The organism is Micromonospora acroterricola (assembly GCF_003172955.1).
In the GTDB taxonomy this organism is placed as follows: domain Bacteria; phylum Actinomycetota; class Actinomycetes; order Mycobacteriales; family Micromonosporaceae; genus Micromonospora; species Micromonospora acroterricola.
On the sequence record NZ_QGKR01000193.1, the window covers coordinates 42,502 to 54,232 of the forward strand.

At 70.6% G+C, this 11,731-nt stretch carries 9 protein-coding genes; 3 read left to right on the forward strand and 6 right to left on the reverse strand.

Annotated features, from left to right (window positions below):
- Positions 1-63: 63 nt before the first annotated feature.
- Together DKT68_RS14535 and DKT68_RS14540 are read right to left on the reverse strand one after the other, a co-directional pair.
- Positions 64-1,035 (reverse strand): GHMP family kinase ATP-binding protein, encoded by a 972-nt coding sequence (locus DKT68_RS14535; protein WP_109817937.1) that lies wholly within the window; start codon positions 1,033-1,035, stop codon positions 64-66.
- Positions 1,036-1,038: 3 nt separating this feature from the next.
- Positions 1,039-2,262 carry a B12-binding domain-containing radical SAM protein gene (locus DKT68_RS14540; protein ID WP_161556666.1) on the reverse strand — a complete coding sequence of 408 codons (1,224 nt, stop codon included), beginning with the start codon at positions 2,260-2,262 and terminating at the stop codon, positions 1,039-1,041.
- A 108-nt stretch (positions 2,263-2,370) separates the two neighbouring features.
- On the opposite strand from DKT68_RS14540, the gene DKT68_RS14545 reads away from it, so the two are divergent.
- The gene (locus DKT68_RS14545) at positions 2,371-3,420 is read left to right on the forward strand and encodes a zinc-dependent alcohol dehydrogenase family protein (protein WP_109817939.1); all 1,050 of its coding nucleotides are present in this window, start codon (positions 2,371-2,373) and stop codon (positions 3,418-3,420) included.
- A 72-nt stretch (positions 3,421-3,492) separates the two neighbouring features.
- On the opposite strand, the gene DKT68_RS14550 is transcribed toward DKT68_RS14545, so the two are convergent.
- Both DKT68_RS14550 and DKT68_RS14555 read right to left on the reverse strand, forming a co-directional pair.
- Positions 3,493-5,160, reverse strand: a complete 1,668-nt coding sequence (locus DKT68_RS14550; RefSeq protein ID WP_236646897.1) for a glycoside hydrolase family 10 protein — start codon at positions 5,158-5,160, stop codon at positions 3,493-3,495.
- Positions 5,161-5,285: 125 nt separating this feature from the next.
- Complete coding sequence (locus DKT68_RS14555; RefSeq protein ID WP_109817940.1) at positions 5,286-6,176, reverse strand: glycoside hydrolase family 19 protein; 891 nt, start codon at positions 6,174-6,176, stop codon at positions 5,286-5,288.
- Positions 6,177-6,301: 125 nt separating this feature from the next.
- Between DKT68_RS14555 and DKT68_RS14560 the strand changes: the two genes are divergently transcribed.
- Entirely contained in the window at positions 6,302-6,634 is a 333-nt protein-coding gene (locus tag DKT68_RS14560; protein WP_109817941.1) for a putative quinol monooxygenase, read from the forward strand.
- A 241-nt stretch (positions 6,635-6,875) separates the two neighbouring features.
- Here the strand turns inward: DKT68_RS14560 and DKT68_RS14565 are convergent, their stop codons facing one another.
- Complete coding sequence (locus tag DKT68_RS14565; RefSeq protein ID WP_109817942.1) at positions 6,876-7,667, reverse strand: S1 family peptidase; 792 nt, start codon at positions 7,665-7,667, stop codon at positions 6,876-6,878.
- A gap of 188 nt (positions 7,668-7,855) precedes the next feature.
- Positions 7,856-8,872 carry a LacI family DNA-binding transcriptional regulator gene (locus DKT68_RS14570; protein WP_109817943.1) on the reverse strand — a complete coding sequence of 339 codons (1,017 nt, stop codon included), beginning with the start codon at positions 8,870-8,872 and terminating at the stop codon, positions 7,856-7,858.
- Positions 8,873-9,129: 257 nt separating this feature from the next.
- Here DKT68_RS14570 and DKT68_RS14575 point away from each other — a divergent pair, with 257 nt between their 5' ends.
- Positions 9,130-11,484, forward strand: coding sequence for an AbfB domain-containing protein (locus DKT68_RS14575; RefSeq protein ID WP_201749039.1), 2,355 nt, complete (start codon positions 9,130-9,132; stop codon positions 11,482-11,484).
- Positions 11,485-11,731 lie beyond the last annotated feature (247 nt).

The window sequence follows — 11,731 nt, forward strand, 5'->3', positions numbered from 1 at the left end:
CGTGTCTCGGAGGCTCTCCCCGCAGGACAGACGCCCGTGAAGAACGTGGTGTTCGGATCTGGCTCACGGAACGGCCGCGCCGGTGCTCCGGCCGTCCAGAACCACGGCACCCTGGTGGTCGACAGCGGGGGCAACGGTCCGGACGCCCGCGCGATGAAGAGCGGCCCGTATCGACGGGATGCGCGCCGACTCCTCGATGATCAGCCATGCGGCGCCCGCGCCGCCTCCACCACAGGGCTTGGCCGTGGACACGCCCGCGCTCTCGAGGCATGGCAGGAAGTCGGGGTCGACGATCCTCTGGTCCAGTCTTTCCTGTGCCTCGCGGACACGTTCCAGCAGTTTCGGAAGCGATGCGTACGCTCCCAGCCTGATCACGCCGCAGAGGTCCGCCGCGAGGCGGTCGAGATCCCCGAGCGACGCCCGGACCCGGTGTGTCGCATACCCCCTCACGACGTCCTCGACCAGAGCCGCTCCCCTCCGGACGGTTGCCGGCAGGGCGATGACGATGCGAGCGGCGGCCCAGGCCTGGAATGCCGGGCCCAATGGGTGGGCGTGCCTGCCATCGGCGCTGGAGATGACCACGTTGGCGCCGCCGTACGAGGACGCGTACTGGTCCTGCCAGCCTCCCACGATGCCGAGGTGCCGTTCCGCGGCAGCCGCCGCCTCCGCCACCTCCTTCGGGTTGAGGGGGATCCCCCGGTCTGCCGCCAGCAGGCGGACCATGGCCACCCCCTGCGCGGCCGATGTGCCGAGTCCACACCCGGCAGGAACGTCAACCTCGACCGACATCGGTCGGGTCCGCCGTCGGTCGAGGCCGAGCACGCCGGCGCAGGCGGCACGCAGTTCCTCGACGAACCCGTCGGCGACCGGCTCACCGTCGCGGCGGTCGCGGAACGTCGCCCACGCGTACAGGGTGATGGCGATGTTCACGGATGTGCCGTTGGGCCGGCCCGCGTCGAACGGAGGAACATCGGTGTAGCCACCGGTGAGGTCGACGCGGACGGGCGCCCTGGCGATGAGGCTCTTCGCTGCCACGGGTCACCCGTACCGGATGATGCGACCGAGGCCCATCTTCTGCGACCCCTGAAGATTGAAGAATCTGGGCAGATATTCCGACACCCCCCACTCCTCGGCGAGCGTGGACGAGAAGTGCGCGTCGTAACGGAAATCCCTGTTCGCCAGATCGTGGTGGGACCACACGTTCACGACGTACTCGTCAGCTCCCAGCTCGACACACAGATCGTAGGTGTGTGCCACCACCGCCGGGGTGCTGGACGGACCGCCGAGCAGGACGTAGGCCACGACGTGGAAACCCCGGTCCTTCAACCGCCGTACGGCCTCGAGAATCGTCGAGCGGGACTGCTTCTTGCCGGCCGCCCGGAGGAACTCGTCGTCGCCGCTCTCGATGCCCATCTTCGCGACTCTGACGCCCGCCTGCCGCAGAGCGTCCAATCGCCGGGGACTCGCCTGTCGCACCGTGATCTCACATGAGAAGTGACGACCGGAACTGCTGAACATGGGTTGGAGATCAGACAGTCTCTGCAGACTCGGGGCGATCGCGTCGCCTATCTCCACGAGTGTCGATCTGGTCTCCGACAGGTCACGCTCGATGACGGCTCGGGGCAGAAGCGACAGCCCGGTGTCTCGCCCCAGACAGAACGTGCAGGAGTGGGGACAGCCGGCAGACGTGATGAGGGTGTCGGGTGCCTGGTGCGAGTCGACGAGGTTGCGCAAGGGGGCGACAGTGACGTCGAAGCCTCCCGTGGACGTGCATCCCGCGGCGCGGCTCCGCACCACCTCGGATATCTTCGCGGAGGGCAACCCCAGCAGGATCGCGTCGAAATCCTCCCGGAAGCGCTCCGGGACCTGGTCGAAGAACGGGCCCACGCCGACGGTGAACAGGCCGGCTTTCCGCAGGGCACCGGAGAACATGGCCGACCAATAGGCGTTACCGCTGTCGACCCAGGGAACAAGCGAGTCGCCCGCCGACACGACGACCACGTCGGGATCCAGCCCGACAACGCGCTCGACGGTCTCGTCAACCAACGGCGACCCGAAACGCATCGCATCCACCAGGTAGCGATAGTTGCGGAAAAGGCGCTGCCATTCGATGTACGCCGCGCTGCCGGTGAAGTCGGCATTCACGAGGAGCGCCTCGTGCCCCTCGTTTCTCAGATGGGCGGCGTAGTACGCGAGCTCGAGTGGGTATCGGTCGTTGTGTGACCCGAGTGCTCGCAGATAGGGCGGTTGCAGCAGAACCACTCTCGCCATGTCGTTGCCCCCTCGCCGCCCCGGGATTTTAGCAGGGGCACCGACAGATTTACATGCTTGGTTTCCTGGGTAGGTGCGCGGCATGTGAGGATGCGGCGCATGCGTGCCGTGATCTTCGACGAGTTCGGTGCCCGACCCGAGGTCCGCGACGTTCCGGACCCGGCGCCCCCGCCCGGCGGCGCGATCGTCCGCGTCGAGGCGACCGGGTTGTGCCGCAGCGACTGGCACGGTTGGCAGGGACACGATCCGGACATCCGCCTGCCGCACGTTCCCGGTCACGAGTTCTCCGGCGTCGTCGCGGCGGTCGGCGCCGACGTGGGCGGCTGGCGGCCCGGCGACCGGGTCACGGCGCCGTTCGTCTGCGCCTGCGGGCAGTGCCCCGCCTGCCTCGCCGGCGACCAGCAGGTGTGCGAGCGGCAGACGCAGCCCGGCTTCACACACTGGGGATCGTTCGCCGAGTACGTGGCGGTGCGCAACGCCGACGTCAACCTGGTCCGGCTGCCGGACGAGTTGGACCACCCGGCCGCGGCAGCCCTCGGTTGCCGCTTCGCCACCGCGTTCCGGGCCGTGGTCGGCCAGGGACGGGTCGCCGCCGGCGAGTGGGTCGCGGTGCAGGGCTGCGGCGGCGTGGGCCTTTCGGCGGTGATGATCGCCGCGGCCTGTGGCGCGCAGGTGGTGGCGGTCGACGTCGCGCCCGGCGCGCTCGAGCTGGCGAGGAGTCTGGGGGCCACGGTGTGCCTGGACGGAAGCGCCCTGGGCGGGCCGGAGGCGGTGGCCGCGGCAGTCCGGGAGGCGACCGGGGGCGGCGCCCACCTGTCCCTCGACGCGTTGGGCAGTTCCGCCACCTGCACCGCGTCCATCGAGAGCCTGCGGCGGCGCGGACGGCACGTGCAGGTCGGTCTCCTCCCCGCCGCGCAGGGCCGGCCAGCCCTGCCGATGGATCTCGTCATCGCGTTCGAGCTGGAGCTGCGGGGAAGTCACGGCATGGCCGCGCACGCCTATCCCGAGCTGCTGCGGCTGGTGACCGCCGGCGTCCTACGCCCCGCCGAGCTCGTCACACGCACCATCGCCCTCGCCGAGGCGCCCGACGCGCTGTCCAGCATGGACGGACCGGCCCTCGGCGGAATGTGCCTGATCCAGCCGCGTTGACCACCGTGGGGACGGCGAGCGGCGTCTCCCGACGCTGGCGGTGCCGGAGCGGGGGCGGCGGACGGGCATCGGCTACGACGACGCGGGCATCGCCGCGCTGGGACGGCCCTCGTTCCCGCTGCGGTCCAGCGCGGACACGCAGTAGGTGAGCGGGGCGCTGGCCGGTGCCGCGCGGTCGACCCAGCCCGTTCCCCGGGCGGTGCCGACCAGTCGGGCGGCGTCGCCGTCGACGCGGTAGACGGCGAAGCTCGTGGCCCCTTCCCCGCGCCAGGTCAGCGCCACCTCGCCAGCGTCCGTACGCCGGACGCCGGTGACCTCGGGCGCTGCCGGCGGCGCCGCGGGTAGCTGCGCCATCGCGGGCACCAGCGCGGGGCTGGCGTAGTGGGCCCTGCTGTACCGGCTCACCGCGCCAAGCTTGTCGGCGCGTACCTGCCGGGCGCTGAAGTGCACGCTCCCGCTCACCCCGTACCGGCGGTTGAGGGCCAGTTGGCGGTCCAGCTCGGCCGGGTTGCGCCAGGCGCCCGACTCGCCGACCCGATAGTCGGCCTGCCCGATGTAGAGCTGCACCCGGGTGCCCTTCACCGTGGCCGCCCACCACGGCAGGAGCTTCGCGTAGTCGGCCTTGCCGAACCCGATGTGCCAGTAGAGCTGCGGCACCACGTAGTCCAGCCACTGCTTCCGTACCCAGAGTCGGGTGTCGGCGTAGATGTCGTCGTAGCTCTGCAACCCGGCCGTCGCGGAGCCGGCCGGGTCGGTGCGCTCGTTGCGCCAGATGCCGAACGGGCTGATGCCGAACTTCACCCACGGCTTGATGGCCTTGATCCGCTCGCTCATCTCCCGGACGAGCGTGTTCACGTTGTCGCGGCGCCAGGCGTCCCGGTCCGCGAATCCCCGGCCGTGACGGGCGAACGCCGCGCCGTCCGGGAAGTCCTGTCCGGCCTCGGGGTACGGGTAGAAGAAGTCGTCGAAGTGCACCCCGTCGACGTCGTACCGCTGGACCGCCTCCAGCATCGAGTCCTCGACGAAGGTGCGTGCCTCGGGGATGCCGGGGTTGAAGTAGAGGCGGCTGCCGGGCTTGTCGGCGCTGGGGTAGGTCACCACCCAGTCGCGGTGCCGCCGCAGCGGGTGCGTCGGCGCGAGCTGGTCCAGCTTCGGGCCCGGCCCGCCCACCGTGGCCGGCTGCCCACCGCGGTACGGGTTGAACCAGGCGTGGAACTCGAGGTTCCGGGCGTGCGCCTCGGCGACCATGAACGCCATCGGGTCCCAGCCCGGATCGCGTCCGTCGCGGCGTCCGGTCAGCCACTCCGACCAGGGCGCGTAGCTGGACGGCCAGAGCGCGTCGCCGCTCGGCCGCACGTGCACGAAGACCGCGTTGTGGTTGCGCCGTACGGCAAGGTCGAGCCAGCCCCGGAACTCCGCCCGCGCGGCGTCCGCCGGGAGTCCACGCCGGCTCGGCCAGTCGATGTTGTTCACGGTCGTGATCCACATGCCACGCAGCTCACGTGGCGCTCGGACCGGCAGGCCGGCGCAGGTGGGGTCTCCGCCCGCCGGGTCGGCCTCGGGCACCGCGTTCAGGGCGGCGGCGCCGCCCGGCCGCCCCGCACCGCCGCCGTCGTCGACCCGGTCCAACAGCGACCAGGCGCCGACCCCGACGGCCATGGCGAACGTGGCGATCACGGCGACGAACGCGCGGACACGGCGGCGGTGAGCGGAGACGGCGGGCGGGGCGGTGGCGGGCATTGCCCCAGTCTGCCCAGTACCACCGGCCGACTGATACCAGATGACCCGCTTTTTAACGATCAGCTAAGGACCGCCCGCCGGGCCTCGACGCCGCGTCACGACGGGTGTCGAGGCCCGGCGTCACGTCAGCAGTAGAGGTTGGCCCCGGCGGACACGCCGAGGATGCCGACGAACTGCTGGTACCTGGTGACGCGGCTCTGCACCTGGGCGGGGTTCCCGCCGTTGCACTCGATCGAGCCGTTGATGCTGCGGATGGTCTGGCCGAACCCGGCGCCGTTGACCATCGCGTTGTGCGGGGTCATGGTGCCCGGCCCGTTCTGGGTCATCCAGTACCAGATGGCGGTCTTCCAGGCCACCGCGGCGTCCGTCTGCACCAGCCAGGGGTTGGTCAGCAGCGGCAGCCCGAGGGCGTTCCCCGCGGCGTTGTAGTTGAAGTTCCAGCTCAGCTGGATGGGCCCACGCCCGTAGTAGGCGGCCTGCCCGGCGGGGCAGCCGTACGGCTGGCCGCTGTCGCAGTAGTGCGGGTAGTTCGCGGTGTTCTGCTCCACGATGTGGACGAGTCCGCCCGTCTCGTGGTGCACGTTCGCCAGGAACGCCGCGGCCTCCTGGCGCTGGACGGTGGCGCTGCCGGTCCGGGTGAAGGCCGGGTAGGCGTTGAGCGCGGCGACGAGCCCGGAGTACGTGTAGAAGGAGTTGCGGCCCGGGAACATCTGGTTGAACTGGGCTTCGCTGACCACGAAGCTGCCCGGGTTGGTCGGGGGCGGCGTGGTGCCGCCACAGGCGCCGAGGTCCTGCCACACGCCGGTGGTGCCGGGCGGCGCCTCGTTCTGGGTCCACCACTTCGCCTGGTAGTTACGGCCGTTGTGGGAGACCTGAGCGCCTCCGGTGTAGACGGCCGAGGATTGCCACGACGCCGAGCAGGCCGCGGCCGACGCGGGGGTCGACGGGATGACCGCCACCAGCCCGCTGACGGCGACCAGTGCCGCGAACGCGACCAGGGCGCGCAGTCTCGACATGGGATCACTCCTTCCTGGGAAACGACTGGCCGACGATCCGGCCAGACATCGATGGGAGTGACTGTACACGTACTGTTCACAATCTTTACTATTGGGCCGGGGCGCCGTCTGGGTAGCCTGAGGGCATGATCTTCATTACCGCCAAGTTCCGCGTACTCCCCGAGGACGCCGACCGGTGGCCGCAGATCGCCGCCGAGTTCACCCGGGCGACCCGGGCCGAGGCGGGCTGCCTGTGGTTCGACTGGTCCCGCAGCCTGGACGACCCGACCGAGTACGTGCTGGTCGAGGCATTCCGCGACGACGAGGCTGGCGCGGCGCACGTGGGGTCCGCCCACTTCCGCAAGGCCCAGGAGGACCTGCCGCCACACCTGGCCGAGACGCCGCGCATCGTGAACGCCACCGTGCCGCAGCAGGACTGGTCGCTCCTCGGCGAGATGGCCGTCTCCGAAGGCAGCTGACCGACATCGCCCCGCCGGCCCACCGGGAACGTCGGCGCCGCCCGGCGTCTCATGCCCGACGTGCGATACCACCTGATCACGACCGGACGGGGCGGAGCGCCTAGCCGCGGCGCCGACCGATGGCCTGGTGGGGCCGCGTGGAGGTCACCGACGAGGACGCCCTCTGCCGCCAGGGCTCACGCGCGAGTGACGCGCGGGCGGCCCGGCCGTTCCCGGCCGGGCCGCCCGATCGGTCGTACGGTCAGCCGCCGAGGCTCGCGGCTGCCGAGGCGATGGACGAGGCGAAGTAGCTCACCTGGGTGTAGACACCCGGGTAGTTGGGCCGGGCGCAGCCGTTGCCCCAGCTGACGATGCCGACCTGGACCCAGGCGTTGCTGGCGTCGCGGCGGAACATCGGGCCGCCCGAGTCACCCTGGCAGGTGTCCACGCCGCCGGCGGCGTAGCCGGCGCAGATCTCCTGCGCGGGGATGATCTCGCCGCCGTAGTAGGAGTTGCAGGTGGAGTCGCTGACGAACGGGACGGTCGCCTTGAGCAGGTACCGCTGCTGCCCGCCACCCTCACGCGCGGCGCCCCAGCCGGCGATGGTGAACGTGCCGCTGTCGTACGCCGTCGTGTTGGCGATCTTGAGGGTGCTCAGCCCGGTGACCGGGGTGGCCAGCCGGATCAGCGCCCAGTCCCGGCCGCTCCCGTTGTAGCCGGGCGCCCGGTAGACGTAGTTCGACCGGACGGTGATCCGGCTGGACGACTGGAGGTCGACCGTCCCGAGCGTCGCGGTGATGCTGGTGTTGGTGCCGGTGGCGCCCACGCAGTGCGCCGCGGTGAGCACCAGCCGCGAGCTGTACAGGGCCCCGCCGCACCCCATCGAGAGCCGGACCATGAACGGGAACTCGCCCTGGGCGGCGCGGGTGCCACCGACAACGGTGGGCGTCGGGTTGTCGGCCCCGGCCGCCGGCGCCGCGATAGTGAGGCTGCCCGCGGTCACCACGGCCAGCGCGGTGGCCAGGAGGCCGGTGAGGGTACGCCAGCGAACCATGCATTCCTCCGCATCAGGATGGCACGCCTCGTGAGCGCACCTGATTCAAGATTGCGGCAATCATATTGAGATCAATAGATTCGCTGCGACATCCTCTCTGGGTCGTACCACCCGCGCTATGGAACGCGAGCGGCGCGTCGCGGAGGCTCCGCGACGCGCCGCTCCGGTTCTTCGAACGCGCTCGCGCGTCACCCGCCCGTTGTGCCGGTGCTCTCCCGTCGGATGAGCCGGAACGGCGTCTGCACGGTCAGCGGCGCCGCGACCTCCGCGCCCTCGATGCGGGCGACGAGGCGGCGCACCGCGAGGCGGCCGATCGCCTCCTTGTCGGGGGCGATCGTGGTGAGGGTCGGGCTGCTGAACCGCCCCTCCTCGATGTTGTCGATCCCGATCACCGCGACGTCGTCCGGCACCCGGTGACCGGCCTCGGTCAACGCCCGCAGCGCGCCGATGGCGACCAGGTCGTTGTAGCCGAACACCGCGTCCGGGGGGTCGCCGAGCGCGAGCAGGTCACGCATCGCCCGCCTGCCGTCGAGTCGACCGAACGCGTCGGTGCGGGCCACCAGCCGCGGGCGGTACGGCAGGCCGGCCGCGGCCAGGGCCTCCCGGTAGCCGCGTACGCGCAGGTGCGCCGACTGCCGGTCACCACCGGGGGTGGCGCCGATGAACGCGATCCGGCGGCGGCCGGTCGCCACGAGGTGCTGGATCGCCGCGTGACTGGCGGCCACGTTGTCGATGGCGATGTGATCGTGCGGCACGTCGTACACGCCCTCGCCGATCAGCACGAGCGGACTGTCGGCGGTGCGGGCGAGCACCTCGTCGCGGCCGATCCGCACCGGACTGAAGATCAGGCCGTCGATGATGCGCCGCTGGGAGCCGTCGAGGAGCGCCAGCTCGGCCTCCCGGTCCGCGGCGGTGTTCTCCATCACCAGCGTGTAGCCGAGCCCGACGGCCTCCCGGATGGCGATCTCGGCCAGCTCGGCGAAGTAGGGATTGTTCAGTTCCGGGATGGCCAGGGCGATCAGGCCGGTACGCCCCCGACGGAGGTGCCGGGCGCCGAGGTTCGGGCTGTATCCGAGTTCGTCGATCGCCTGCTGCACGCGCTGCCGGGTCCGCTCCCCCACCGGTCGGTACCCGTTGACGACGTTCGAGACCGTGGCCAGCGACACGCCGGCACGTTCGGCTATGTCCTTCAGGCTGACGCCCATCCACCGACCCTCCGCGAATCCGACTGGCGAACCGGAAAGACATTGACCAACAAGGATTGACGGAACGCACGCCACACCTCTATAACGTTATAGAGGTGGTGATGGATGTCAATATAAGCACCATCCTTGGCCCGTGGAAATCCCACCGACATCCGTCGATGACGCCCGTCCCTCGTCGAGTGACCACCCGATGCCCACCGCCAGCGCGCTTCGGGCCCGGCTGCACCGCCCGCGGCGACTCGTCCCCCGGAGACGGCATGACACGTCAGGTCCCCTTCCGCCCCGCCCTGCCTCTGCTGCTCATCCTCACCCTGGTCGCCGGCCTGTTCGTCGCACCCACCCGACCGGCGCAGGCCGCCCCGCCCAAGACGCCGCCACTGACCACCCCCTGGACCAGCCAGGCGCTGGTCGGCACACCACTGCCCGAGTACCCGCGACCGCAGATGACCCGGCCGGACTGGCTCAACCTCAACGGCGAGTGGCAGCTACGCCAGTCCGCCACCGACGACGCCCCGCAGTTCGGCACCGACCTGCCCGAGCGGGTCAACGTGCCCTTCCCGGTGGAGAGCGCGCTCTCCGGCATCCAGCGGGCCGCCAACGACAACCGCAACTACCTGTTCTACCGGCGTACCGTCACCGTCCCGCCGAACTGGTCGGGCCGGCGGACGCTGCTGCACTTCGGCGCGGTCGACTGGCAGAGCACCGTCTGGGTCAACGGCGTCCGGGTCGGTGCCCACACCGGCGGCTACGACGCCTTCACCCTCGACGTGACCCCCCAGCTCACCGCCGGGGCCAACGAGATCGTCGTCAAGGTCTGGGACCCCACCGACACCCGGCAGAACGGCAGCCTGCCCCCGATCGGCAAGCAGACCAAGCAGCCCGGCGGGATCTTCTACACCCCCAGCTCGGGCATCTGGCAGACGGTGTGGATGGAGCCGGTGCCCACGGCCTCCATCAGCAGCGTGGACGTCTACCCGAACCTGAGCAACAACACCCTGCGGGTCCGGGTCTTCACCCGGGGGGACGTGAGCGGCCACAGCGTGCTCGCCGAGGCGCTGAACGGAAGCACCGTCGTCGGATCGGCTACCGGCGGCTTCACCGACTTCAGCGTGCCGGTGCCCAACGCCCGCCGATGGTCACCCGACGACCCGTTCCTCTACAACCTGCGGGTGACCCTCCGCAACGCCGGGGCCGCCACCGTGGACCGGACCACCCACTACTTCGGCATGCGGGAGATCACCACCGGCATGGTGAACGGGGTGCTGCGCCCCAAGCTCAACGGCCAGTTCGTGTTCCAGGTCGGCACCCTGGACCAGGGCTACTGGCCGGACGGGCTGTACACGGCGCCGACCGACGCCGCTCTCGCCTTCGACCTGCAGAAGCACAAGGATCTCGGCTTCAACATGGTGCGCAAGCACATCAAGGTCGAACCGCAGCGCTGGTTCTACCACGCGGACCGGCTCGGCCTGCTGGTCTGGCAGGACATCCCGTCGATGACCGCGCAGGACATCAACCCCACGGACGCCCAGCAGGCGCAGTTCGAGGCCGAGGCACGCGAGATCGTCGACGAGCACCGCAGCTCCCCCGCCGTCGTCGCGTACACGCCCTACAACGAGGGCTGGGGCGAGCGAGCCCTGGCCGACACCCGCCGGGTCGGGCAGAACATCAAGAACCAGGACCCGACCCGTCTGGTCAACCCGCACAGCGGCCACAACTGCTGCCAGTCCCTCGGCAACCCCGGCAACGGCGACATCGACGACTGGCACGTCTACCTCGGACCGGACTCCCCCACGCCGTCGAGCAGCCGGATCGCCGTGCTCGGCGAGTTCGGCGGCCTGGGCCTGCACACCCCGGGCCACGAGCACAGCCCGAACGGTCAGTTCTTCGCCTACGAATGGCAGACGAACTCGACCGCGCTCACCGACCGGTACGTGGGGCTGGTGCAGGGCACCCAGAACCTGATGCTCGGCAAGGGGCTCAGCGCCTCGGTCTACACCGAGATCACCGACCTGGAGGGCGAGCTGAACGGCTTCCTCACCTACGACCGGCAGGTCGTCAAAATGGATCAGGCGAGGGTCCGCGCCGCCAACACCGCCCTCATCAACGCCTCGAAGACCATCGGCAGCGCGGCGCCCGTCGCCCTGCCGGTCAACACCCGACGGTCGTTGCAGGTGACCACCCCCGGCTACACCAACCGGTACCTGCGCCACCAGGACGGCCTCGCCTACACGGAGGTGGTCGACGCCGCCAGTTCCAGCCTGCTCAAGGCCGACGCCACGTACACCATCCGGCCCGGTCTGGCCGACACCGGCTGCTACTCGTTCGAGTCGGTCAACGTCCCCGGGCAGTACCTGCGCCATCAGAACTCCCGGGTACGCAACTCCCCGAACGACGGCACCGCGCTCACCCGCGCGGACGCCACGTGGTGTGCCCGGGTCGGATTGACGGGCACGGGCGTCTCGCTGGAGTCGTATAACTTCCGGGGCAGGTACCTGCGGCACTACAACTCGGAGGTCTGGCTCAGCAACGGCACGGGCGGCGACGCGTACAACACGCCGACGTTGTGGGCCGCGGACAGCACCTGGAACATGGCCGCCCCCTGGGCGCCCTGACCGGTCGGCTGGGCCGCGGCCGGTGGCCGCCGCCATGGAACGACCGCGGGGGGTTCCGGCTCAAGCCGGGAACCCCCCGCGGTGGCGACCAGTCTCAGGGCGCGTGTGTCACGCGTCCATCGTTGCCCTGGATCGGCGCAGGATCAGCCGCGCCGCGGTTCCGGTGACGACCAACGCCGCACCGGTGCCGAACAGCCACCAGAGACCCGCCGCGTCACCGCCGGTGACGGGGAGGGTCTCTGGTGGC